This window comes from Planomicrobium sp. YIM 101495, assembly GCF_009707665.1.
Taxonomy (GTDB): Bacteria; Bacillota; Bacilli; order Bacillales_A; family Planococcaceae; genus Planococcus.
In genome coordinates, this window is the sequence record NZ_WLZW01000001.1 from 1,048,727 (window position 1) to 1,075,024 (window position 26,298).

The following is a 26,298-nucleotide window of genomic DNA, read 5'->3' on the forward strand; positions in this document are numbered from 1 at the left end:
AGGCTATCCTGGAAAGTCGCCGGACGACTTCTTAGGATAGCCTTTTTAACATTTCTTCTATTATTAAGCGTTGCTTTTCTTTTTCGCTTCATCCGCTTTGCGCTGTCTGCCTTTTTTCCAAACGAACCATAGGAAGAAGACGAACGTGATGTACATGATGATCAATGTCATGATGTAGGCGATGTTGAGCCCTTCCGAGTCTTTCACATGATACGTCTCGGCGATTTCGCGGTCGAGCGTGATACGGTATTCACCGTTTCCATCGACACGGACGATGTCATTCTCGAATAAGCCGCGCATCTCCTTGTCATCCCCCACTACTTCAGCCGGGATGTTCAAACTCTTCGTCGAAGAAGAGTTGTTGACGGCAATGATCCAAGATTCTTCGTCGTTGAAACGATTGTAGACGAGCCAGTCATCTTCCGCGTGAAGGATTTCGATATCCCCCGTACGCAGTGCAGCTGACTTATTGCGTAGCGAGTTCAAGTCGGTAATCCGTTGACTGAGCTCCTCGTCCACGCTCAAGTCCATAATCTGGTGGGATTCCGGAATCGTCGCCCCGTTCATCGCGATTTCAGATCCATATTGGAAGACCGGTACACCCGGCATCGTCAGGAACTGTGCCATCAATACGTTCCAGCGTGTCGGCGGATAGCCGCGGTCATCCACAACGTCCGCTGTGAAGCGAGAATCGAAAATCGAATCGACTTGAATCAAGTAGTCACCGCTCTCTTCCATCAAATCCGGAAGGTCTCCGAGTCCTTGGTCAAAGTTCTTCAGTGATTTCCGCATCGCTTCTTCCAGTCCAGGCTGCACCGTTAAGTCAAGTCCTTCGACCGGTTCCATCTCACTGTCACCGATGACGTAAATATCGCGGATTCCTTTCATTGATGCCGAGAAGCTGCGGATGAATTCGGGGGCCAACTGATCGGCCGTTTGCAGACGAAGTCCGTCCACTTTGAATCGCATGATAAAATCCCCAAGTGCATCGGTCAATGCCGTCTGCACTTCTTCATTCGTGGTATCAAGTGCGACCGTCCCGTCCTCACCTTCTATGAACCATTCCGGATTCGTCGACATCCATGTATGATCCGGACTTAGCGTCTGGGTCGGCACATCGATGATGACTTTCAAGTTCCATTTCTTCGCAGCTTCGAGCAGTTCCTCGAATTCTTCTTCCGTTCCGAAGTGGCGGTCAAGCTGGCTGTAATCAAGCACTTGCTTGCCATCATATGTCGCTGTCGCGAACACCGGACCGATCGAGATCATCGTGAATCCGAGTTCTTGTATATGATTCAGGTTGTTTGTGATTCCGCCGAAGTCCCCTCCCGAGAATCCGTTGATATCCCGTGAATTCGCTTCGAAATCATTGTCCGATTGTTTATTGAAGAAGCGATCGACGAGAAGGTCATAAATGCTTTCGTCCTTCAGTTCCTGCGCCGGTTCTGCAGATGCCGCAGTCGGAAGCGAACTGATCATAAGAATAGCCGTCAGCAAACCGGCCAAGAATTTTCTTTGCACTGCCATTTCCTCCTTCGATGAGGTCCAATATCATTCCACTTGCACTATTTTATCAAACTGCCTTTCGGGCTGCTATGACAGAACGAGGAATTTATGATGTTTCGGATGACTTTCGTCCAAACTGTGACGGATTTCCCTCAAAAAAAAGCAGGCGCATGAATGCACCTGCCTCCCGCTTCCCTTAAGCTAAGAAATCAAAGCCAAGTGGAAGTTTGAATCCGAAGAACAATGTCGCGAGCAAGAACAATGCAAATAGTACCCAGAACATTGTCGTTGGCTTCTGTTTCTTACTGCGCACAAGCACCATTTCCATCATCCCGATCGTCAGGACTCCGAATAGGAACTTGATGCCGTACTGCATTGCATCAGCAGAAGACCATGCGATGAAGAGTGCAAGACCTGTGATGATGATCAAGATGTAGAACAAGCGCAAGACCATGTGAACTATTTTTCGGCCTTTGCTTTCAGTTCCCATGACTACTGCAGCAAAGAAAAGAGCTAGTGCTACGACCCACGTCGTAATGTGGAGATGTGTTGCATCTGTTAGAAAGTCCAAAATCTCACCTCGTCTATTAGTATCCACACAAGTGTATCATAATTCGGCTGGCAAATAGCTTTTCAGGTTATGAAAAATGTGTGACGAGCGTGCCGATCGATTCGATGGAAACTTTCACCGTATCGCCTGCTTTTAAGAACTTCGGCGGGTTGAACCCTTTCCCGACGCCTGCAGGAGTGCCTGTCAAAATGACATCGCCCGGCTCCAATTCAACGTACTTCGAAATCTCAGCGATCAGCTCATCGACGCGGCGGAGCATTTGTTTCGTGTTGCCGTTCTGTCTCACTTCTTCGTTGACTTTCGTGACGATGGACAAGTCCTGTGACTGGGGAATCTCGTCTTTCGTCACAAGGTATGGACCAAGTGGACAGGATTCCGAGAAGCTCTTTCCTAAGAAAAACTGCTGGTGCTTCGCTTGTGCATCACGTGCAGTCAAATCGTTCGCGATCGTATAACCGAATACGTGGTCATACGCAAGTTGTTTCGGAATGGACTTGCCGCCTTTGCCGATGACAACTGCAAGCTCTCCTTCGTAATCATAGGAATCTGTCAGGTCGGCGTGGACCGATACATGTGCTTCGTCCGCTACGATCGTGTTCGGTGCTTTTGTGAAGACGACCAAATCGACCGGTGCTTCCGCGCCCATTTCCTTCGCATGGTCTGCGTAGTTCTTGCCTACACAGATGACGTTTTTCGGAGTCCGGGAGATCGGTGCCAACCATTCGATGTCCGAGAAAGAACGTTTGAATTTCTCTGGGGTTTCAGAATCCGCAGCCGTTTGGGCCAGCTGGCGCACTTGCTCTACGAACTCCATTCCAAAAGCAACACCATCCGTCAAAATGGCAGGAAATTGTTCAAATAACGCAAACTCTTCCTGAATTGCTGCCATATCCCATACAGCTTCTTCTTTCTTCACTTTTGGGCCAAAACTTGTTCTTTCTTGATATCGAAAAGACAACAGCTTCATTCGTCAAACACTCCTTTTTTGTAGTTCCATCCATTATACACAGTGCAGCTTCTTAATAGTCATTTTTTTCGAAATAATGCAATGTTTGCGCAGAAGAAATTCCTCGCCGGATTTCTTACACACGCTTCCCGCTCGTTTTTCCATTCTTCCCGTACGTCAATTTGCGCCAGAGCATCTCGACCGGGCCTTGACGGAACTTTTGGAGCCAGAATTCAGAGAAGATCAATTGCACGGCAAAAATACCGAGCGCAATGATTGTGCCTGTCAAAATATCGACTTGTCCGTACAGGCCAAGTCCGTAAGAATAGAAAATCAATGTGGCAATGACCGACTGCGTCAAGTAAGTCGTCATCGACATCCGGCCGGCTTTGGCGACAGGTGATAGCACCTTCTTAGCCATGGCTGTCTGGGCGATCAAGGCAATAATTGCTGCGTAACTTATCGCAAGTAACGGTCCACCGAACATGTCCTGCACGTAGATCGACGCGTAGTTCGCCGATGTCACGAACGGCACGAGCTTCAAGACGAAGCCAATGAGGAACGGGACGATAGCAAGGACAATCCATATTCTCTTCAATTCCTGCACACGTTCGATCAGGCGCCATTTTGCAGCAGCCGCTCCCACCAATAAGAATGGCAAGATCGTGAAGACAAGAACAAAGAATGTGCCGAAGTTATTCGCATACGTCCAGTCGTTCAGGCGCTGTGCGAACACTTCTGCAAAAGAACCTGTGGCATACGCTTCGATCGATGAAGACACTTCCTGGATGCCGGTATAGAAGTTTGGATCAACAGCAACTGCAAGGAACATCAATCCAAGAAAAAGCGTGTGTGGCAACGTGTACAGAAGCACACCGATCCCGAGTAGCCAACCTGGATGCAGCCGGATCAGCCCGAGCAACAAGAAACCCATGATGGCATATGTAATAAGGATATCCCCGTACCAGATCAAGAACGCATGGATAATCCCAAAGCCCAGCAATACGAACAATCTGCGTGCAGCGAGTGGCATGAAAGGCTCGAGCTTCGCTTTACTCTTATTGAATTGCATCGCCAGCCCGTAACCGAAGAGCATGGCAAACAGCGGGTAAAAGCTCGCCTGGACGAAGACGTCGATGAACCAGAACACTTCCCGGTCCCCTGCATCGCTGAACCAGCTGTACGGGTCGATATATGAAAATGGTGTGTGGAACGAAAGCATATTGACGAGCAGGATTCCCAAAAGCGAGAACCCCCTCATCAAATCAATTGCATAAATCCGTTCCGTCAATGGTGTCGGCTGCAATGAATTAACTCCCCTCGATTGTCAATTGTTGATGTGTGTTGAATAAATAAAGGACGCGTTCCTTGATTGGCACACGAAGAATCGCTTCGACCGCTTCTCCGTATACAGAAAGCTGCACGCCATAACGCGCTGTCATTTCACGCGCTGGTTCAGGGAGATGACGGATGCTGTCCGTCTTATAATCAAGTAAAACCCAGCCGTCCTCTTCTTCAAACAAGCAGTCGATGATTCCTTGGATAATCTGATGATCTCCGTCTTCATCTTCTTTCGTATACGTGAACGGCACTTCTCGTTTGATTGCTTTTGCAGCGTGTAAACGCTCAGCCATCTCACTGTCATAAAAACGGACGATGCCTTCCGGCCGCACTGCACGTGCTTCTGCTTCCGACAAGATTTCCATTCCGACGAGTGAATCGATGAACGTACGCACTTCTGTCAAATCCATCTTTCGGTCTAGCGGGATATGCTGCATAATGGCATGGACCGCGGTCCCGATATCCGCAGCAGTCAATCGCTTCTCCTGCAGGAATTCCGGCCGGTTCATGATGGTCCGCGTGTCATCGGTCGCATTCCGGATGAACGATTCCGGCTCATCTTGCCGTTGCAGCATCTGCAGTCGCTTCAGCTCACTGACCGATTGCTTCGAACGTTTATCAACTGAGCGGGTAAATGGATACTTGAAATCAAACCGGCTCTTCACTTCCGCTTCCATCGATACCACTTCGTCCGCCACGTCCTGCTCTTCTTCCAATACGAGAGGTACCGGCTTCAAGTCGTTCCGTTCAACGATTTCAAGCTTGAACTGTGACGGATGGTCAATTGTATAGCCACTGCCACCGAACTCGGGTGCAATATCCGCATGACGCATAAGTGCCGGACCGATCCAGTCCAAATATCCTTTTGCACGGGAACGCATGAAGTCCGGCAAGCGGTCTTCCCGGCTAGCTGTCTTCCATCGTTCCGGCAGCTTTTCAATGTCCTTCACGGACGCGGTCAAATAAAGACGTTCCTTCGCCCGCGTCATCGCCACATACAGAACACGCATCTCTTCCGCCTTCATTTGCAGCAACTGTGTTTCGCGCACCGCAAGAAACGGCAATGACGTATACTCGACGCGTGTTTCCGGATTGACTGCCTTAACTGCCAAACCATAATCCTGATCGAATAAATACGACTTCCGGAAATCCATTTCGTTGAACTGTCGCCCAGCACCTGCGAAAAAGACGACCGGGAATTCAAGTCCCTTCGATTTGTGGACAGTCATGAGACGCACCACATCTTCTTTTTCCGTCAACGACTTCGCAGTGCCAAGGTCGTCTCCTCTATCGCGCATCCGGTCAACGAACCGCAAGAAGCGGAACAATCCCCGGAACGACGTTTTCTCGTACTCGAGTGCACGGTCATGTAAGGCGCGAAGGTTTGCCTGGCGCTGCTTGCCGCCTGACATCGCACCAGCCATTTCGTAATAATTCGTATCCAAATATACTTGCCACACGAGCTCCGATAATGAACCGCGTCTCGCCATATTGCGCCAATCCTCCAGCTGCAGCAGGAAACGACGCAGCTTTTCGGCAGCTTGCGCATTCACTTCCCCGCCTCCGCGGATGAACGATTTAACCGCTTCGTAAAATGAAGCTTGCGGTGCAGCAAGACGGATCTCTGCCAACTCATTTTCCCCGAGCCCGACAAACGGTGAACGAAGAACCGAGACAAGCGGGATGTCTTGATATGGGTTATCGATGACGCGAAGCGTGTTCATCATGATCATCACTTCCAGCGCATCGAAATAGCCGCCTCTCAGCTCTGCATAAAGTGGGATGCCAGCCGCTTCGAATTCGTCTACAAAATCACCGGACCATGTCATCGAACGCAGCAAGACCACAATATCGCTGTAAGCGATTGGACGGACTTCACCACTCCACGGGTCCGTCACTTTTTCCCCGTCGTCCATCAGCTTGCGGATTTTTCTCGCGATGTAGCGCGCTTCCCACTTGGACTTCTCAAGTTCTTCCTGATCTATCACATCCGCTTCTTCCGGCTCATGGATCAGCGCCAGTTCGACCGGCATATCCGCTTTCGGATACGGTGCTTTCGGTTTCAATGCAACTGCATCGTCGTAGTCGATTTCCCCGACACGTATCCCCATGATTTGCGAGAAGATAAAGTTCGTTCCTTCTAACACTTGTTCACGGCTCCGGAAGTTGGCGTTCAAATCGATTTTCAAACCATTGTCGGCAAACTCCGTCGTGAAACGGTTGTATTTCCCGAGGAACAGCATTGGTTCAGCAAGACGAAAACGGTAAATGGATTGCTTCACATCTCCGACCATGAACAAGTTGCCATCCGCTTCGCCGCCAGATTTGACGAGCTGTAGAATCGTCTCTTGCAGGCGGTTGACGTCTTGGTATTCATCGACGAGCACTTCCTTGAAGCGTTGCCGGTACTCTTGTGCGATTGCACTCGGCTCACCATCGACGCGCAAGATCCGCAGCGCATAATGCTCCAAGTCGGAGAAGTCGACAACCGCCCGCTCCACTTTTAACGCTTCGTATGCTTCTGCGAATTGCTGCGTCAGTTCAGCAAGTGTCTTCATTAGCGGCGCCATTTCACGCATTTCATCGAGAAGTCGTGCAGGACTCCGTTCAAAATAGCTCAAGAACACTGCATTAACGATTTTCTTCACATCGTTACGGATGCTTTTTGCCTCGTCTGCCAGTGCCGGGTCGCATGAATCCTTCTTGATTGAAGCTGCTTTTGCCCATGTGAAGCCCTTGCTGAATGTATACAGCTCTTCCCACGAATGCTCGAGCGCACCGAGGGCGGATGAAATAACGCTCGCATCCAGATAGAACGTCTCTCCGAGCGCATCGGGACCGTCCGGCTGCAACGCCAATTGACGGCCTTCTTCCGTCATTTGCAACGCTTGCTCGAGCGCGTGGCGAATAACCATCTTCAAATCACCGATGAAGGGCAATTCGTCGACCGTCGCCCCTTCCGGCACTGCGTACAATTCCGGTAAGCGCAGAAGCCATGTTTCCGGGTCCGGATGCACGCGCGAGTAATCGTACAAGTTCGAAATCAGTACTTCCATCGCCTGGTCGCTCCGGTCCGTCGTGAAACTGTCCGCCAAGCGGTAGACAGCCTGCGCCCGTTCCCCTTCGTAAGCACGTTCCAAAACAATTTCCATCACGTCATCGCGGAACAATGCCGCTTCCGTTTCATTAGCGATCCGGAATCCTGGGTCAATCTCCAGTAAATACGCATACTGTTTGACGACATTCAAGCAAAACGAGTGCAACGTCGAAATTTGTGCTTTGTTGATCAATCGCATTTGTTTCCGGAGATGGAGCGATTCCGGATTATTAGCAACTGCTTCTTCCAGCGCTGACGCCATCCGGTGCCGCATTTCTGCAGCGGAAGCGTTCGTAAATGTCACGACAAGCAGTTCATCCACTGACACCGGATTCTCTTCATCCAGCACTTTTTCAATCATACGGTTGATGAGGACTGCCGTCTTGCCCGAGCCAGCTGCTGCGGAGACGAGCAGATCACGGTCTTTGGCCCAGATCGCGCGCCATTGTTCATCTGTCCATGTCGATTCCAGACTTTTATTCGGTATCATTTAACGTCTCCTCCTTGATTTTCTCAAGCGCTTTGTCGGGTGAAAGAATCGGCAATTTCCGGTACGTCTGCTCCGGATCGTCCGGGTCGAACTGACAAATTGAACGGTAGTGGCAGAATTGGCAAGGTGCTTTATCTTTCACTTTGTATGGTGTGATTCCTGTCTCTCCGTCATAAATGCCGTTCCCTGCCCGTTGGTGCTGCTTCCGAACGTAACGCCGGATCAGTTCCATATCATCTTTCGCCACTGTTTTTGACTGTGCTTTGGAAATGCTGCCATCTTTGTTCATCCGGACCGGGATAATCGATGAAAAGCCTTTAATTCCTTCATCCATTTCGAGGACGATGTCCGGATCTTCGACGACCAAGCCACCCATCTTATACGACTTGACGAAGGCTTCTTCCAGCTCTTCTTTCGTCATCAATTTGTCCGTCTTCAACATCGGATTGTGCATATGGAAATACAGGACGCCTGCAGGTTCCGCTTGTTCGCCCAGCCATTTCTCGGAGTGCGTCAATGCTACATCCAAGTAAGTGAACGTCTGCAACGACAGGCCGTAATACACATCGCTCAGATCCAGCTCTGTCTTCGAGGACTTGTAGTCGACGACACGGATGTATGGCTTGCCGCTGATTTCCGTCGCGTCGATCCGGTCGATCCGTCCGCGGACATTCATCTGACGGCCGCCTTTCAATGGCAACTGAAGTGGCGGGATCGCCTCTTTCGTCCCGAAGCCGACTTCCAGTGCGACCGGCACGAATCCGGTCATCTTCGCGTGACGGCCGAGCATGTATGCCGTCTGGCGCACAATGCTCTCTAGTTTATGCTGGATGTAACGGTATCGATATGAGCTGATCAAAATGTGATTCACGAAATAAGGCGCTAATGCTTCCATCGCCCCTCGCGCCAGTTCATGGCACTGCTTCTGTGACAATGAAGACCAAGACACACCAAGCCTGCTCACTTCGTCGGAAATCCATTTGATTGCGGCATGGAACAAGTCGCCGATCGCCGGTGCTGCCAAGCGGTATTGTGCACGCTCTTCCAGACGAAGGCCGTATGTGACATAATGCGCATACGGGCAGCCGAAGAACGTCTCGACACGCGAGACACTCGAAGAGATCGGTTTGCCGTAAAGTGGTTCCGTTAATTCCTCGCGCAGCTTCTCCGAGACATTCGGTTTGACCGGCTCGAGGATGCGGTGAAGGATCGATTCCCATAACGGGTCTTTCCGGTAATAGGACAGCACTGCCCGCCATTCCGGTGTCAACGTACCCGTCTGTAATTGAGCCGCCAAGAAAGGCAGCGTCGCACGTGGATGTGAGATATACTCCAGTTGGTCCGCACTCGGCAATTCCTCCGGATCATTCACCGCAGGAACCGTCTCCAGCTGCAGCATCTCCGCAATTTTTCCGATATAAAATGACGGAAGCAGTGCTTTCCCTTCCTCATCCGCGATCGGGTACGAAATGGTCAGTTCATCGGAAGCCGTCGTGAAGGCACGGTACGCCATATATGTCTCGTCCATGAGACGCATACGGGTCGTCGGTGCCAGCTCGAAGCCAATCTGGTTGAACCATTCGCGGTCACTGTCTGTTAGTAGCCCTTCCTGCTCCACGCGTTTCGGCAAGACTCCATCATTGACGCCGATGACGAATACGGATTTCATATCCATCAGCCGCGACAAGTCGATCGTCGAAACGGTAATTTGGTCGATAGACGGTGGAATGCGTGAGAACTCCAACGTCTCGAATCCTTCATCGAGGATTTTTGCCGCTTTCGTCAGTGTCATCTTCTGATCCCCAAACATCAGGACAAATTGGTCGAGCACTTGAATCCACTGATTCCAAGCCTGTTCATGCTCACTCGCTGCTAGAAGTCGGTGCTCTTGTTCTTCACGGAACTTCAAGCGTTCGATCTTGCCGTAGACGTTCAGCTCCTCCATGAAGTGGAACAAGGCAGTCGCGATGTCTTTCCCTGTGACGCAGTTGCTGAGCACTTCCTTCAATTGCTGGAGCGGTCCCCTGATCAGGTCGCGCACTGCGTGCAATTCCATTTGCGCTGCTAATTCTTCATCCGTCTGGATGCCTGTATGGAATTCGAGTCCGCGGTATTTTTTATAAAACCAACGTTTCTCTTCAAACCAACGCTCGCCGTAAATTCCATTTGCTATAACGAAGTTTTCGAGCAGATCGCTTCGCTCCCGCCATTTGTTGACGTCCCCTTCCGGAAAGAACAAGTCCGTCTTGACCGCGCGAAAAATCGGTTCATAACTGAATTTATTGATCATCGCCTCCATAATGGAGCGACTGAATTCGATGAGTGGATGGTGGAGCATCGTTTTTTTCTGGCTGATGAAATACGGCAGATCGTATTGCGGGAAAATCGTATTCAACAGCGCGTCATAGACATCCGGCTGACGGTACAAAATCGCGATTTCACGGAAACGCATACCGTCTTCCACTTGCTTCCGGATTTTCCGTGCGACTGCATGGACTTCCGCTCGCCGCCCTGCTGCTTCGACTAGCGTCACGTGTCCATCTGACTTCACTTGCTGTAACGGATACCGGTCGAATTCCGCCTCCAAGTGTGTAAGCTCCTTGTTACAGAAGCGGTGTGCCTGTTCCAGATGGACTGCCGGTTCGATCGTCACGCCGTCTTTTGCAGCCTGCTCCTGCAATCTGAATGCTGTATTGGCTGGCTGATAAAACAATGATTGCTCATCGAACGGATCACTTCGTTCGTCATAAGGGAGCGCAATCGTCACAGACTTCGCCGTCTTCATCAGTTCGAAGATGATTTCGTATTCACGCGTAGTGAATGAGACGAACCCGTCGATATAAATATCTGCCTGCTGCAGCGTCTCGGAATACCGGATCTTCTCGCTCAGCATCGCCAAGTGCCCTTCCGAATCGACGAAAACGGTACCGAGACGATTCTCGATCTCCGTTAAAATCTTCTCCAGATCCATCGCTTTGTCGAGCAATGTCCGCGGTGCTCCCGCTTCCTCAAGCGCCGTACGGATCGAAGTCATTTCCCCGCAATCCACACAATAACGCGAAAATTCCTTGATCAATTGTTCCACTTGGTCTGTGAAGCCTTTCTTGCCAGCCGCACGGCGGAACAAGCGGAACTCTTCCTTATGTTCTTCCAGCAAGCTGCGGATCAACATCCGGTAACCGAATGAATCCACTTCCCTCCTGCTGATGCCGCCGACTTCCTGAAGTACGCGCCAGGCCAACCGTTTGAACGTCACAGCCTGCGCGCGAATCGTCCCTTTCATGCCGTCTGCGGTGGAAAGTCTGTACTCCGTCGAAAACGACATCTGGTCCGGAACGACAAAAACGATCGGGTCTCCATCTGCTCGGTGATGTAGCGAATCCACGATCTCTTGAAGGATATAATCTGTCTTACCAGAACCTGCACGTCCATGAATAATACATAAGGACATTTCTTCACCCCTTCAACGGAACATTTGTTCTCATTATAACAAGAAACACGGCCGGACGCTATTGATTCCTTTGCTCCCGCCGCTTTTCTTCACGCTCTTTTTTAATTTCCAGAAAGTCCGTATCCACTTTCTTCTGCAACCGTTTTTCCAGGACCTTTCCAATCACATACAATAAGATGATCACGACAATGACAATTGCTGTACGGACCGGCTGCGTGAACAACGCGCGGATGTCATAGCCAACATACGAAATCATGAAGATCATGACGAACTTCCCGGCCATCAATGTCATTAAATAATAATGACGGCTGATGTTCGATAGTCCTGCGACAACGTTGACAAGCGCTGACGGTGTGAACGGAAAACAAAGCAGCAGAAACAGTGGCCCGAAGCCATTCCGTTCCACCCAAAGAATCAACTTCTCAACTTTCTCATGCTTCGTCATGAAATTCATGAAACGCGCGCGTCCGTATTTCCGGACAATCAGGAAGACGACATATCCTCCTGCAACCGCTCCGCCCCACGACAGCAAAAAACCGAGCCATAGGCCGTAAGCTGTCGCATTTGCGAACACGAAGACAAAAAGCGGGAGAAATGGCAGGAACGCTTCGATGAACGGCAGTAGAAAACCGATCAACGGACCGAATGCCCGGTAGGACTGAGTTAACTCTATTATGTTATCCATCGTAAAGAAGTTTCCCATTAGACGCCATCCTTCATTAAATCCGGTACTTCAATCCCACTCCCCTTGAGTGGGTGTCCGAAAAATCAGTTTCTATCTTTCAAAGCTTTTGTGCTATGCTCTAGTTATTACTTTACACTCTTTTTCAGCTTTTGAAAAAGAAATACTATAGAACGAGGAGAGAAAATTTTGGAAAACCGCAGTTTCATATCCGGATTGAAAGCAGGCTCCAGTATCGCAATTGGATACTTCCCGGTCGCATTGACATTCGGCCTGCTCGCAAAGACGGCTGGGCTCTCCTTATTAGAAGCAACTGCGATGAGTATTTTCGTCTACGCAGGCGCTGCCCAGTACATCACGCTGTCACTCCTGACAGCTGGAGTCTCTCCACTCCTCATCGTCATCAATACATTCATTGTCAACATCCGTCACTTCCTCATGACGGCTTCACTCAATGAAAAGATGCAGCCGGACGCCAAATGGAAGAAAGCCATTTACGCGTTCGGCATTACAGATGAGTCGTTCACGGTGCTCGCTACACAAAAAGGCGGCAAATTGAAAACGGTATATGCAGCAGGTGTCATCATCATCGCTTATGCCAGCTGGGTCGTCTTCACTGCGGTCGGCCACTTGATCGGTGCCAACCTGCCTGCATTCTTGCAGGCAGCTATGTCCATCGCGCTTTACGCGATGTTCATCGGGCTCTTGATCCCGTCCGTTAAAGGGAACCGGAAAGTCTTGAGTCTCGCACTCATCGCAGCAATCATCAATTCTTTCTTCTATTTTACAGGTCTGCTGTCAACCGGCTGGGCGATTCTTGTCTCCACACTCGCTTCTGCCATCTTCATTGAAATCATCTCATCGAAAAGGGGGAAAGCGTAATGGAAGCTTGGTATTGGTGGATGATCGCCGGCATGGCCATCGTCACGTATTTGCCGCGTGCCATCCCACTGACATTTCTTGAAGGTCGGGAACTGCCAGAAGCAGTTCAAAACGTCCTGCGGAACATCCCGTTCGCAGTTCTTGGCGCTTTGATCTTCCCTGCTGTCCTTTTCATTCAGGAAGATATTTGGTTCGGCATCATCGGAGCCGCAGCGGCAGTCGGAATCGCTTTGCTCGGTGCAAACGTTATGTTCGTCGTCCTCGGCTCCATCGCGGTCCTTGCAGTGTATAGCGTATTTTTCTGAGTAATAATAAAAAGCTATGAATCGGCGCATTCGGCCGTTCCATAGCTTTTTCCATTTCTTCATTCATCTAAACATATTTTACTCTTTATCAGTTTCTGCTGCTCTCTGCTTTTGGATCATCCGAGTCGAATACCAGAATCCGGCTGTCAGCGACGCTGCATTGACAACATACAAGAGCCAGGTCTGTGTATATCCTGCATAGACAGCCGCGGCAATCAGTGCAACCGTCAAGACCAGTGCAACGACGTTATGGAACGTCACACGGGTGAACAAGACGACCAGTAAGCCAGGCACAAAAAACGACAGGATGAACTTCGTCAATAAAGATTCCACTATTTCCACTCCTTATCCAAGAACGATCAACCCGAGCCGGTGGTGGTCATGCCGGAATATGACATGCTGCCGCAACCTTACTTCGCCTTGGTGGTCAAGCACTTCCAGACGGCAATGTGCAGCATTCACTTGGATCGCTTCATATAATTCAGTTTCATTCGACACTGTCAATCCATTGATCTTACGAATGACTTCCCCGCGCAGCAAACCCATTTTCTCAGCAGGCGATTTCGGCAACACATCCAAGATCATGACGCCTTGCGCTTGAGGCGCTGCTGCGTGCAGTCCGCCTCGCTCACGCAAAATACTGCGGATCATCAAGCCGAAACGGCCCAGAGCGGCGATGCCGATCGCGATTAGCGCCATCGGTTCCCACGCGAATGAGATAAGCGCCAGGATAAGGACAGCAATACCTAGTGAAAGAATCGATTTCCCTAAAGCCGGATAAAAGTATAACGGCAATGTTTTCCGTGTACGGTTCCCGAAGCCGATGATGAACGGGAACAGAATGAACGAAAATGCCGTTTCGCCGATTGTTAGCTGTGGCCAGTACGGCGTCGATGAAGCGATCAAGTCACCTGGGACGACGAGTAAAATCGGCAGGAGCCAGAGCCTTTTCGTTTCAAAGCTTGCTGCTGTCAAACCACGTGCGGATTTTTCAAGGCGCGGCGAAGATCGGGGTGCTCCTTGTTTTTTGATGAGGATGCCTTCAGCTACAAGCAAGCCTGCTGTCAAAAGTGCGACCGGCAAAAGCCATTCCCAATTGATATATAACCCTTCGTAAGCGATTGGTCCGACGTTGATGTCCCAGCCAAAGCGGCGGAACAACCATCCGAGCGCAACCGCTGCCGCTGAAAGATAGACGAACGAGCCCATCTGATACCACCCGGATAGAACCATCACGAAACTGATTGCTGTCAAGGCAATCAGCCATTCCATTGGAACTGTGAGGCCGATGCCCGCCATTACTACTGAAAGGAGAAGACTGATGAGCAGCGTGTTTCTCAGCAGATCGACCAGTTCAGTCCAGCCCCAAACAATGCGCGAGCGGAACATCTTGCGCTCGCGTTTAACGCGCACATATCCGAGCACGATTGCTGCCGCAATCGCGATATAGAAAACCGGATTCAAGAAAAACCGTACAATATCGAAAAACAAATCTGAAACCACTGACTAATCACCGTCCATTCATTCAAAAAGCGAATCATGTTTCTTATTATTGTACCAAAGAAGATGAAGCTCGAGCAGTTTTTATTTTATCGGAGTGCGTTTTTCAGCTCTTCGATAATATCTTCAGCTGCTTCGATGCCGATCGACATCCGCACAAGGCGCTTTGTAATGCCGAGCCGCTTCTTATCCTCTGCCGGTAATTCCCGATGAGACGTTCCGTATGGATAGGAAACCGTCGTTTCGACACCAGCTAGTGTCGGGACGATTTTGATCCAGCCGAGCAATCGGTAAAACGTCGAGACATCGACTCCCTCAGGAATTTCGAACGTCACGATCGCGCCCATCCCCGAAGACCAGATCCTTGTCCGGCTTTCCAAGTAAGCCGCTACTTTCCCGGCACTTTCCGTCTGTTTCTTCATCCGAAGCGAAAGTGTCTTAATGCCACGAAGCGCTAGCCACACCTCAAATGGACTCAAGTTCATGCCCATATTGACGATCCGGGATTTTGCAACCGCCAGCAGCCCTTCACCACCAACAATTACACCAGCCGTCACATCACTGTGGCTGCCTAAATATTTGGTTGCGCTATGTACGACAAGATCTGCACCTTCCAAAAAACGGCTGCATCGTATAAGGCGTCGCAAAGGTATTATCAATCAACAGCTTGATATCTTGACGCTGCTTGAATGCTACAAGCTCAGCGATAGCTTCCACCCGCAAGAATGGATTCGTGATGGATTCACTGACGAGTAGCCGAATATCCGGGAACTCTTCCAACATCCCTTCCATCTTTTCATGATCGGTAAAATCAGAAAAATGGACAGCGATGCCAAACCGCTACAGCTCCCGCTAGGATCGCAGACATGCCAGAAGATGCCGCAGCTCCAGCCGGTACCCTCTCTAATACTGCGACCGTTTCACCAAGCGCGTCCGTATTCGGATTTGCCGTGCGACTGTATAAGTAAGTGCCTTTATTTTCATAATAGCCTTCCAGTTCTTCCAACGAATCGAATACAAAAGCGGAAGTCTGATAAATCGGCATCACCTTCGGTTGAATCGCACGTTCTTTCATCGAAGCCGTATGTACAGTCTTTGTTTGCATCGATTTCATGATCCTAGCCCCTTAATCCAGTTTGTCCATCTGTTCCTGTATCAATTCCTTGTTCAACGGTCCGACAATTTTCTTCTGTACGCGTCCTTCCGTATCAATCGTGTACGAAGTCGGGATCGCGATGCTCTGGTATGTCTTCTCGACTGTGCCTTCCGTATCCAACGGCATCGTCATCGTCAATCCGAACTCCTCGACAAACTCCTTGATCGCACGCATTCCATTATCCTTCGATGTCAAATTGACTGCGATGATCTCCATATTGTTCGCTTCTGCATCATTCTCATGATAATTCTGCATGATCGGCATTTCTGCACGGCACGGCGGACACCAAGAAGTCCAGAAGTTCAAAAATACTTTTTTCCCACGGTAATCCGATAATCTGATTACTTCTCCATCTATTGTCGTCAGCTCGAAATCAGGCGCGACCTGGCCGATGCCGAGTCCTTCTTCAGTCGGCAGGAAATCCACTTCCGTACCGAGCCGGAAATCATTGATCTGCTCAGTTTTGGATAGATTGCTTTGGACGACTCCCACAATTACAACAGTAATCAGGACCGCCAGAAGCAGCAGACCTAAACTTTTTTTGACCACGTTCCTCATCTCCGTTCCTCCACCCATCATACGACAAAACGCCCTTCCCACGCCACCTGCATGCCGTTGCAAATTGGTGAACAAACGGGGAGAGATGGATATTAGGAGTCTCTCGTAGTTTGCTTCCCATGGGAAATGACATAATTAGAGACCGGCTGACCTGCATTCCAGAGCTTCTCACGTTAGAGGCGCTGAGCCGAGCCTCCTCGGTTGCTGCGGGGTCTCGTCTTAGCTTTCCCCCTCCAACGTGCTCGCTCTTCCATTCCGGATCAGCTCGTTCGATAAAGAGAGAGGGGGGAGAATGCTAGTGATTTGGATGATCAAAGCGTAGCAGCCAGCGTCGAATTTTCACAGAAGGTATCGAGTGGTAGATGGAAATTTCAATTTTCGTACTGATTCAGGATTTAGTCGCGACTCACAGAATTTAATCGCGACTCAACACATTCTAATCGCGACTCAGTTTTTTCACGCTTGAAAATGAGCAAGTCAATGATGCATGTCGTACCTCAAGCTGGCAAAGTCGTAACCCGAGAAAAATTGGTATCTCCCACTCACTTTTCCTTCTTCAAAATCAGAACCCCAGCGGCCTACGCAGTCAGCCGCCCAGACATTTATCACAACACCAGCGATAGAATGAAATGAAAATTGCATCTCATCCCCAGTTCTCCCACACCCTCAGTGGAGGAGATAGTTTGGACTGGGCGAAGCGACGCAGCGGATTTCTACGCGGTACCCTTCCCCATTTTTTCACACACCAAATTAGAATCTCAGCGGCCTACGCAGTCAGCCGCCCCAACATTTATCTCGACACCAACAGTAAAACGAAATGAAAATTGCACCTTACCTCCACTTCTCCCACAACACAAAGCGAAGTGGCTGGTTTGGACTGGGCGGAGGAAGGAGACGAGCGTTCCTCAGCTTGGCTTCTTCCCGGAGCCCTGTCCGAAGCGACGAAGCGGATTCCCACGCGACACCCACTCTCACTTTTCCACACACCACAGTCAGAACCCAAGCGGCCTACGCAGTCAGCCGCCCGAACATTTAACTCAACATCAACAATAGAACGAAATGAAAATTGCACCTTACCTCTACTTCTCCCACAACACAAAGCGAAGTGGCTGGTTTGGACTGGGCGGAGGAAGGAGACGAGCGTTCTTCAGCTCGGCTTCTTCCGGGAGCCCTGTCCGAAGCGACGAAGCGGATTCCCACACGACACCCGACTTCCCTTTCCTACAAAAACAAAAGCCACACCAAAAGCGCGCGTCGCTTTTGGTGTGGCTTCTATATCTCATTGCTTATCCACCGATGTAACCGATCGGATTTACAGCATTCGAACGTGAACCGTTCCATGTGCCAATATGGATTTCGAAGTGAAGGTGAGGACCAGTAGAACGTCCCGTGCTTCCCATTGATCCGATGCGTTGGCCTTGTGATACTGACTGGTTAACCGACACGCTGATTGCACTCAAGTGTGCATAAACAGTCGTATGTGTCTGTCCATTGATCGAGTGCGTCACCATGATGACATTTCCGTAAGTACCCATCGGTCCTGCATAAGAAACATAACCGGACGCCGCTGCCATGATTGGCGTACCTGTCGGTGCAGCGATATCGATTCCGAAGTGGTTTTCATGACCAGAGCCGATGTTCCGTCCGCCATAGTTCGAGCTCAGACGCCCTGATGCCGGACGGATAAAACCGCCGGAATTAGCAGGTGCTGAAACCGCTGGTGGAGCTTCGTAACTCGGTTTTGATGCTGGCTGTGATGAAGACTGTGATTGTGCCGCCTTTTGCTGAGCAGCTTTCGCTTCTGCTTCTTCTGCTGCTTTCCGTTCAGCTGCCAACTTGCGTTGACGCTCTTCTTCAGCTTTTCTTGCCACTTCTGCCAGGCGTGCTTGCTCTGCAGAAATTTGTTTTTCCAAATCCGAGCTAATTTCCAGGGCTTCTTGGTAATTGCTTTCAAGGCTGCTCTTCTCATTCGCTAGACGTGACTGCTCTGCCTGTAATTGGCTGACAAGTGAAGCTTGTTCATTCTTCTGGCTGTCAAGGGATGCTTTCAGGTTAAGTAATTCTGCCTGACGCGCTTCTTGATCAGCAAGTTTTGTTTCAACTTGTTTCTTCTGTTTCGCCAGCAACTCTTTATCGATTGCCTGTTCACGCATGATTTCGCGGTCAGCCTCAATCAATGTGTTGACTGCCGAGAAGCGGTCGATGAAATCGATGAAGCTGTTTGCCCCAAGTAAAACATCGATGTAATCGACAGATCCGCCGCTCAATTGAATTGCACGTGCACGGTCCTGGAGCAATTGATCGCGTTCAGCGATTTTCTTTTCCAGTTCTTCGATAGACTGTTTCAAAGCTGCGATTTCGACTTTTGTCTGCTCGATTTCGCCTTCAACTTCAGTGATTTTGCCTTGTGTTTCATTAATTTGATCATCCAATTCGGTAATCTTCGCCATGATTTGCTCTAATTTCGAAGCATTCGTCGAAATGGCTTCTTTTTTCTCATTGATCCCTGAATTGAGTTCATTTTTCTCTTGCTCGATCTGTTGTTGTTTTTGTTCCAGTTCGTTCAATGTATTAGCTCCTGCTGCCGGTGCCATGATTGACACAGCTAATACAGTCGAAAGTCCAGTCAACATCCATTTCTTCATCAAAAAACTTTCCCCTTTCAGCACTCCTGTTATCTCTTTTACTTTCGCGCATTAAACGCGCAGGAATTTACGGATGGACATAAAACTGCCCCAAATTCCGATAAACACACCCATCAACAGGATGAGCCCTCCCACTTGATAAACAAGCGGTGTAAATGGCAGCAATTCAAAAATCTGGCCGCTCAGTCTCGGTTGGAGATAGTTGTCGATATTATAATAGAGCAGGGTGACCGATGCGATCGGAATGATCGAACCTAGGATCCCTAGCCACATCCCCTCAAGAATGAAAGGAATACGGACAAACCAGTTTGTAGCACCAACGAGTTTCATAATTTCAATTTCATGTCGTCTTGCGACGATCGTGATTCGGATCGTATTGGAAATAAGGAACATCGCAGTGAAGAGGAGCGCCAAGATCAGCACTAATCCAACGTTACGTCCTGTGTTCAGGACAGTGAATAACCGCTGTATTTTTCCTTCACCGTATTTAACATCTTCGACATTTTCCAATTCAGCTATTTGCGCTGCAACTTGCTCTGTCTGCTGAGGTTCTGTCGCTCGCACGTAGAAGACATCGAACAACGGATTGCTTTGTTCGAATAAGCTCAGCTCATCTCCGAAATCGAGGATGAGATCAGTCAATTCCTCTTCTTTCGTAGAGAAAGTGACTTCATCAACACCGGGCAAATCTCCGATTGTTGTCTCTATCTGTCCCAGCTGCTCCTGCTCTGTCGCAAGAGAGATGAACACTTTCATTTCAACATCGTTCTCAAGATCGTCAGCAACTTTGTTCAAGTTCATCATGATGAGAACGAATACACCGACTAATAGTAAAGTGACTGTCACTGCACTGACGGATGCGAATGTCATCCAACCGTTACGGCTGAGACTGCGCATGCTGTCTTTAAAGTGGCGGAACATTGTTCTAGCCTTCATAGCCGTAATCACCTCCGGCTACGTCACGGACGATAAGTCCGCCTTCGATTGCGATGACGCGATGTCTGATCGTATTGACGATTTCCCGGTTGTGGGTCGCCATGATGATCGTCGTTCCGCGGTTGTTGATTTCTTCGAATAGACGCATGATGTCCCAAGACGTATCCGGGTCCAAGTTTCCAGTAGGCTCATCGGCAATCACCACTTTCGGTGTGTTGACGATCGAACGTGCGATGGAAACGCGCTGCTGTTCCCCGCCGGACAATTCATTCGGGAACATGCGCGCTTTTTGTTTCAATCCGACCAAATCCAGTGTATCGATGACCTTCTTCCGGATCGAATCCGGGGATTCCTCGATCACTTCAAGAGCAAAAGCTACGTTTTCATATACATTCAGTCTTGGCAGTAATTTAAAATCTTGAAATACCACGCCGATATTCCGACGCAACATGGGTACATGTTTGTTTTTCAGTGTAGTGATATCCACACCATCAACAAGCATTTGACCAGATGTCGGCCGCTCTTCTCGGTACATCATCTTGATGAACGTCGACTTGCCGGCTCCACTTGGTCCTACTATGTATACGAACTCGCCCTGGTCGATCTCAACATCAAGTCCGTTGAGTGCCACAATGCCGTTCGGATACTTTTTGTAGACATTTTTCATTTGAATCATTTGGTAACCACCTATGTTTATTCTAGTTCATTCTTAGATGCCGTCTCTCAAAAAATCTAGCAGATTCATTATAACATCTTAAATCCCCGTTAGTATTACAGTTATGTATCAATTCAATGTGCAGCTTGAAATATTCATGGTTCTTAAGGCCTAATAAATTTTCATAATTGTCATCTCGTAATATGGAAGCATCTTTAAAGACTGAACATACTTTTCGTGATGTTTCATATACTTTTGTGCAAAAAAAAACCGGCTGTTGGGCCGGTTTCGTTCCTTACTGCATGGAAGCTAAGTAAGCTGCTACTGCTTCCGCTTCTTCTCCGTCGATGATACCGGCAGGCATAGCGCCTTGGCCGTTCACGATGACATCAAGGATTTCTTCCTCTGACATTCTGGATCCAACATCGTTCAAAGCAGGGAAATTTCCTGTGCCTTCCAAGTTTTCACCGTGGCAGGAAATACAGTTTTGCTGTACCACTTGCTCCGGATCTACTGATGCTTCATCCGTTGTCGAGCCTGTGTCGTCTGCAGGTGCATCTGCTGTGTCGTCATCCCCGCCACAAGCCCCTAACACTAACATACTGCCGAATAGAACTGCCAACCATCGCTTTTTCATTGTCCTCGACTCCTTCAATGACTTTATTTCAACATACTGAAACTATACCACAGTTACGCATTTTTGAAACCTTCGCCAAGTACTTCCGAAGCGTCCGAAACGATTACGAATGCCGCGGGATCGATAGTCTTCACCAGTTCCTTCAACTGAGTGAACTCGGTCTGGTGGACCACCACCATCAAAATCGGTTTTTCCGTATCCGTATAACCGCCTGTCGCTGGCAATTGTGTGACACCTCGGTCGATGTGATCGAAAATCGCATCTCGGATTGCAATTTGGTGATTCGTGATGATATAGACAAGCTTCGATCGGCCGAATCCGACTTGGACAAGGTCGATCGCTTTTGTCGTCACATATAAACTCAACAACGCATAAAGTCCTTTTTCGATATCGAACACGATTGCCGCGGCAAGAACAATCAGCCCGTCGATCAGTGCTACGCTTGTCCCGAGTGTCAATCCCGTATACTTCGTAATGATCTGTGCGGCCAAGTCCGTTCCGCCCGTAGATGCTTTTCCACGGAAGACGATGCCGAGCCCGAGCCCGACCATGATTCCGCCGAACAATGCACCTAGCAATGGATTGGTCGTCCACGGTTCCCAACCAGCCGTCAAGAAGACGACCAGTGGCAGGAAGATCGTCCCCACCGCTGTCTTGATGCCGAATTGCCTGCCGAGCAAGATGACACCCGAGATGAACAACGGAATGTTGAATGCCCACTGGACAAATGCCGGCGTCCAGCCGAATACGCCGTATAGGATTGTTGAAATCCCGCTGACGCCTCCAGACGCGACTTCGTTCGGAAGTAAAAATACGTTAAAGGAAATAGCGACAATCGCCGCTCCTGCCAATACGCTTATATAATCTTTGAACAGCGTAGCCTTCGGATTCACTGGCTTGCGGTTGCGCTGATTCTTTTTCTTTGCCATCATTCAATTCCCCGTTTCTGCTAAAACTCCAAAACCCTTTCAGAGTATAACAAAACCGCCAGCGGTTTGGAACTTCATCAAGATAAAGTACTCGTTTCACAAAGCTTGGGGACGCAAAAACGGCGAAAAAATCAGTTTCGATTTTTTCGCCGTCTCTTAAGATCGGTGGTGTGTGGCTTTAGTTATTGCAATTTCGAGCGCAGCAAGGAATTGATGAAGCCCTCGATGTCGCCATCCATGACTGCACTTAGGTTACCGGTTTCGTAATTCGTCCGGTGATCTTTGACCATCGAGTACGGATGGAAAACATACGAACGGATCTGGCTTCCCCAGCCGATTTCTTTTTGTTCGCCGCGGATTTCCAGCAATTCTTTCTCTTGTTCTTCGATTTTCAGCGCATACAATTTCGCTTTCAACATCTGCATCGCTTTGTCGCGGTTTTTGATTTGTGAACGCTCCTGCTGGCACGTCACGACAGCGCCTGTCGGAATGTGTGTAATCCGGACTGCCGAGTCAGTCGTGTTGATGTGCTGACCGCCGGCACCACTCGCACGGTACGTATCGATTTTCAGATCTTCGTTCCGCACTTCGATTTCGATGTCGCCAGTGAATTCCGGCATGACTTCACAAGATGCAAAAGAAGTGTGACGGCGGCCTGATGAATCGAACGGGGAAATACGGACGAGGCGGTGAACGCCTTTTTCCGCTTTCAGATAACCGTACGCGTTATGGCCTTTGATGGCAAGTGTGACGGATTTGACGCCTGCTTCGTCGCCGGCAAGGTAATCAAGCGTCTCCACTTTAAAGCCGCGCTTCTCAGCCCAGCGCGTATACATGCGCAAGAGCATCGAGCACCAGTCCTGTGATTCCGTACCACCTGCACCTGAATGCAATTCGACAATCGCATTGTTTTTATCATAAGGCTCACTGAGGAGCATCTGCAGCTCAAAATCGCTCAGTTCCTGTTTGTGGCTTGTCACTTCTTCCCCTAATTCTTCGAACAGCTCATCATCCATCTCTTCTTTCAGCAATTCCAAGGTCATTTCCATGTTTTCCTGGGAATCTTCGAATCCTCTGTAAGTGTTGACGATGTCTTTTAAGCCGTTTAATTCCGAAATGACCACTTGTGCTGCATCTTGGTCATTCCAAAATTCGGGGTCGAGCATTCTTTCATCCAATTCCTGAATACGCATCTCTTTGTTTTCTAAGTCAAAGAGACCCCCTGAAGTCCGCCAGTTTCTTGGCTGATTTGTCGAGCTCGTTGCGGATTTCTGCTAATTCCATCATATAAGTTCCTCCTCAAAATGATACCGGGGAGTCCATACTCCCCGGTAGACGTGCATTAGGCGCTGGCGCCATGACAGTTTTTGAATTTTTTGCCGCTGCCGCAAGGGCACAATTGATTGCGGCCGACTTCCATTTCTTTACGGACCGGTGTTTTCTTCGGCTGAGCAGCCCCTTCTTCTTTCGGGTTGACTGCTTGTCCTTTCGCCACTTCTTCGCGCTGGAGATTGTTGCGGATTTCCGCTTTCATTGCATATTTCGCTACGTCTTCCTCGATCGCTTCGACCATCGACTCGAACATCGCGAATCCTTCGTTCTGGTATTCACGAAGCGGGTCTGTCTGGCCATATGCACGCAAGTGGATTCCTTGACGCAACTGCTCCATCGCATCGATATGGTCGATCCATTTCGTATCGATCGAACGGAGAAGGACGACTTTCTCGAACTCACGCATGCGCTCGGCTGTCATTTCCTCTTCCTTCTGATCGTACTGTTTATATACTTCTTCCTTGATGAAGGCAATCAGTTCTTCCTGAGATTTGCCTGCGAGATCTTGCTCGGTGATCGTATTCTCCGGCAGCAAGTTCGCAGCAATCGTATCAGCAAGTGATTTCAGTAGCCACTGCTCCTGCTTCTCTTCCATCGTGTGCGTTTGGACCATCCGCTCGATCGAAGCGTTGATCATGTTCTCGACCAATGCTCGCATGTTGTCCGTCTCAAGGACTTCCATCCGCTCTTTGTAGATGACTTCACGCTGTTGGCGAAGCACATCATCATATTGCAGGAGACGTTTACGTGCATCGAAGTTGTTTCCTTCCACACGTTTCTGTGCGGATTCCACAGAACGTGTGACGATCTTCGACTGCAATGGCTGTGAATCGTCCATTCCGAGCTTGCCCATCATGTTGCGCATGTTGTCCGAACCGAATCTGCGCATCAAATCATCTTCCAATGACAAGTAGAACTGGGTGACCCCGACGTCCCCTTGGCGACCGGCACGTCCACGCAGCTGGTTATCGATGCGGCGTGATTCATGGCGTTCCGTACCGATGACCGCTAGACCACCGACATCGAGTACACCTTCACCAAGCTTAATGTCCGTCCCTCGTCCCGCCATGTTGGTAGCGATTGTGACAGCACCTTTTTGACCGGCATTCAAAATGATCTCCGCTTCACTTTCGTGGTTTTTCGCGTTCAAAACGGAATGCGGAATGCCATTCTTGCGGAGGAAATCCGAAATGATTTCGGATGTTTCGATTGCGACCGTCCCGACAAGAACCGGCTGGCCGACTTTATGGCGTTCGATGATATCTTCTGCGACCGCCTTATATTTTCCTGCAATCGAGGCATAAATCAAATCGACACGATCATCGCGGACAATTGGTTTGTTTGTCGGGATGACGATGACGTTCATGTTGTAGATGTTACGGAATTCTTCTTCCTCGGTCTTCGCCGTACCAGTCATACCAGCAAGCTTGTCGTACATCCGGAAGAAGTTCTGGAACGTGATCGTCGCCATGGTCATCGATTCGTTCTGGATCTCGAGACCTTCTTTCGCTTCGATCGCCTGGTGCAAGCCATCCGAGTAACGGCGGCCTTTCATGAGGCGGCCTGTGAATTGGTCGACGATGATGACTTCTTCGTCCTGGACGACGTAGTCCACATCTTTGTGCATGGAAACGTGTGCTTTCAACGCTTGGTTGATCGCGTGGTTCAAACGGACATGGCTAAGGTCGAACAAGTTGTCGATGCTGAATGCCTTCTCGACTTTCTCGATCCCTTCTTCCGTCAACGTCACGCCTTTCGTCGATTCATCGTATAGGAAATCGACATCTTTGCTCAAGATGCGCGTGAACGCATTCGCTTGTTTGTAAAGCTGGGCCGCTTTTGCCGCTTGCCCGGAAATGATTAGCGGTGTCCGTGCTTCATCGATGAGGATGGAGTCGACTTCATCGATCACTGCATAGTGCAGTGGCCGCTGGACCATATCGTGCTTGTAAAGAACCATATTATCGCGCAAGTAATCGAAGCCGAGTTCGTTGTTCGTGCTGTACGTGACGTCTGCCGCATATGCTTCGCGCTTCTCGTCTTTCGTCAAGCTATTGATATTCAAACCGACCGTCAAGCCGAGCCATTCAAAGAGCTCGCCCATCTCTTCCGCATCACGGCTCGCCAAGTATTCGTTGACCGTTACGACATGTACGCCTTTCTTCGTCAAGGCATTCAAATAGACTGCGAGCGTGGAAGTCAATGTTTTCCCTTCCCCGGTCTTCATCTCGGAAATATTCCCTTCATGAAGTGAAGCCGCACCCATCAACTGCACGCGGAACGGATACATTCCAAGGACGCGCTTCGATGCTTCACGGACAGTCGCAAACGCTTCTGTCATGAGTTGGTCGAGGGTTTCGCCTTTTTCGTAGCGCTCCATGAATTCCACTGTTTTCGCTTTTAGTGCATCATCGGACAGTGCTGCATAGTCTGCTGCCAACGCTTCGACCTTGTCCGCTTTCTTTTCCAGTCGTTTCAAATCTTTTTTATTTGGATCAAACACTTTATTGATAACTCCAAGCATATACAACCGCTCCCTGTTGATATTCGCCTTCTTGGCGAATCAATTTCCTCTAAAGATGCCGATACGTAAAACAAAATTAAAAACTTCCTTTTATTTTAACACTGCAGCAGCTGTGCTGCAAACATCAGAACCGCGATATGCAAGCAGACAACGGG

At 49.4% G+C, this 26,298-nt stretch carries 19 protein-coding genes and 1 pseudogene; 2 read left to right on the forward strand and 18 right to left on the reverse strand.

Annotated features, from left to right (window positions below):
• Positions 1-63: 63 nt before the first annotated feature.
• The 7 genes from GIW82_RS05320 to GIW82_RS05350 all read right to left on the reverse strand — a co-directional run bounded on the left by GIW82_RS05320 (position 64) and on the right by GIW82_RS05350 (position 12,105).
• Positions 64-1,521 carry an alpha-amylase family glycosyl hydrolase gene (locus GIW82_RS05320; RefSeq protein WP_370456012.1) on the reverse strand — a complete coding sequence of 486 codons (1,458 nt, stop codon included), beginning with the start codon at positions 1,519-1,521 and terminating at the stop codon, positions 64-66.
• A gap of 181 nt (positions 1,522-1,702) precedes the next feature.
• Positions 1,703-2,077 carry a YisL family protein gene (locus GIW82_RS05325; protein WP_154748844.1) on the reverse strand — a complete coding sequence of 125 codons (375 nt, stop codon included), beginning with the start codon at positions 2,075-2,077 and terminating at the stop codon, positions 1,703-1,705.
• Positions 2,078-2,144: 67 nt separating this feature from the next.
• Entirely contained in the window at positions 2,145-3,044 is a 900-nt protein-coding gene (locus GIW82_RS05330; protein ID WP_154748845.1) for a fumarylacetoacetate hydrolase family protein, read from the reverse strand.
• Positions 3,045-3,159: 115 nt separating this feature from the next.
• On the reverse strand, positions 3,160-4,329 hold the full coding sequence (locus GIW82_RS05335) for a DUF418 domain-containing protein (protein ID WP_230309167.1): 1,170 nt from the start codon (positions 4,327-4,329) through the stop codon (positions 3,160-3,162).
• Between the two features lie 4 nt (positions 4,330-4,333).
• Entirely contained in the window at positions 4,334-7,951 is a 3,618-nt protein-coding gene (gene addA / locus GIW82_RS05340) for a helicase-exonuclease AddAB subunit AddA (protein ID WP_154748846.1), read from the reverse strand.
• Positions 7,938-11,402 (reverse strand): helicase-exonuclease AddAB subunit AddB, encoded by a 3,465-nt coding sequence (gene addB / locus GIW82_RS05345; RefSeq protein ID WP_154748847.1) that lies wholly within the window; start codon positions 11,400-11,402, stop codon positions 7,938-7,940. The genes addA and addB overlap by 14 nt, the downstream gene beginning before the upstream one ends.
• Before the next feature lie 58 nt (positions 11,403-11,460).
• Positions 11,461-12,105, reverse strand: a complete 645-nt coding sequence (locus tag GIW82_RS05350) for a TVP38/TMEM64 family protein (RefSeq protein WP_195913945.1) — start codon at positions 12,103-12,105, stop codon at positions 11,461-11,463.
• Positions 12,106-12,273: 168 nt separating this feature from the next.
• Here GIW82_RS05350 and GIW82_RS05355 point away from each other — a divergent pair, with 168 nt between their 5' ends.
• The gene (locus tag GIW82_RS05355; RefSeq protein WP_154748848.1) at positions 12,274-12,966 is read left to right on the forward strand and encodes an AzlC family ABC transporter permease; all 693 of its coding nucleotides are present in this window, start codon (positions 12,274-12,276) and stop codon (positions 12,964-12,966) included.
• Positions 12,966-13,271, forward strand: coding sequence for an AzlD domain-containing protein (locus tag GIW82_RS05360; RefSeq protein WP_154748849.1), 306 nt, complete (start codon positions 12,966-12,968; stop codon positions 13,269-13,271). Before GIW82_RS05355 ends, GIW82_RS05360 begins: the two co-directional genes overlap by 1 nt.
• Before the next feature lie 78 nt (positions 13,272-13,349).
• Here GIW82_RS05360 and GIW82_RS05365 read toward each other — a convergent pair whose 3' ends face one another.
• The 11 genes and pseudogenes from GIW82_RS05365 to secA all read right to left on the reverse strand — a co-directional run bounded on the left by GIW82_RS05365 (position 13,350) and on the right by secA (position 26,143).
• Positions 13,350-13,604 carry a CsbA family protein gene (locus tag GIW82_RS05365; protein ID WP_370456013.1) on the reverse strand — a complete coding sequence of 85 codons (255 nt, stop codon included), beginning with the start codon at positions 13,602-13,604 and terminating at the stop codon, positions 13,350-13,352.
• 12 nt (positions 13,605-13,616) lie between these two features.
• On the reverse strand, positions 13,617-14,774 hold the full coding sequence (locus GIW82_RS05370; protein WP_370456014.1) for a PDZ domain-containing protein: 1,158 nt from the start codon (positions 14,772-14,774) through the stop codon (positions 13,617-13,619).
• Positions 14,775-14,860: 86 nt separating this feature from the next.
• Positions 14,861-15,885, reverse strand: a pseudogene (locus GIW82_RS05375) (trans-sulfuration enzyme family protein).
• 12 nt (positions 15,886-15,897) lie between these two features.
• Positions 15,898-16,485 (reverse strand): TlpA family protein disulfide reductase, encoded by a 588-nt coding sequence (locus GIW82_RS05380; protein WP_154748850.1) that lies wholly within the window; start codon positions 16,483-16,485, stop codon positions 15,898-15,900.
• 1,286 nt (positions 16,486-17,771) lie between these two features.
• A complete protein-coding gene (locus GIW82_RS05385; protein ID WP_154748851.1) occupies positions 17,772-19,130 on the reverse strand; it encodes a murein hydrolase activator EnvC family protein in 1,359 nt (452 codons plus the stop codon).
• 51 nt (positions 19,131-19,181) lie between these two features.
• Positions 19,182-20,066 carry a permease-like cell division protein FtsX gene (ftsX, locus tag GIW82_RS05390; RefSeq protein ID WP_154748852.1) on the reverse strand — a complete coding sequence of 295 codons (885 nt, stop codon included), beginning with the start codon at positions 20,064-20,066 and terminating at the stop codon, positions 19,182-19,184.
• Positions 20,056-20,742 (reverse strand): cell division ATP-binding protein FtsE, encoded by a 687-nt coding sequence (gene ftsE, locus GIW82_RS05395; protein ID WP_154748853.1) that lies wholly within the window; start codon positions 20,740-20,742, stop codon positions 20,056-20,058. The genes ftsX and ftsE overlap by 11 nt, the downstream gene beginning before the upstream one ends.
• 274 nt (positions 20,743-21,016) lie before the next feature.
• Positions 21,017-21,358: a cytochrome c551 gene (gene cccB / locus GIW82_RS05400; RefSeq protein ID WP_154748854.1), complete on the reverse strand. Its 342-nt coding sequence runs from the start codon at positions 21,356-21,358 to the stop codon at positions 21,017-21,019.
• A gap of 53 nt (positions 21,359-21,411) precedes the next feature.
• Positions 21,412-22,287, reverse strand: a complete 876-nt coding sequence (locus tag GIW82_RS05405; RefSeq protein WP_154749613.1) for a YitT family protein — start codon at positions 22,285-22,287, stop codon at positions 21,412-21,414.
• 182 nt (positions 22,288-22,469) lie between these two features.
• Positions 22,470-23,571, reverse strand: a protein-coding gene (gene prfB, locus GIW82_RS05410) for a peptide chain release factor 2 (protein WP_154749614.1) whose coding sequence is annotated in 2 segments (ribosomal slippage) — positions 22,470-23,498 and positions 23,500-23,571 — 1,101 coding nt in all. Because the reading frame shifts where the segments join, the coding sequence is not laid out codon by codon here.
• Positions 23,572-23,629: 58 nt separating this feature from the next.
• Positions 23,630-26,143, reverse strand: coding sequence for a preprotein translocase subunit SecA (secA, locus tag GIW82_RS05415; protein WP_154748855.1), 2,514 nt, complete (start codon positions 26,141-26,143; stop codon positions 23,630-23,632).
• Positions 26,144-26,298 lie beyond the last annotated feature (155 nt).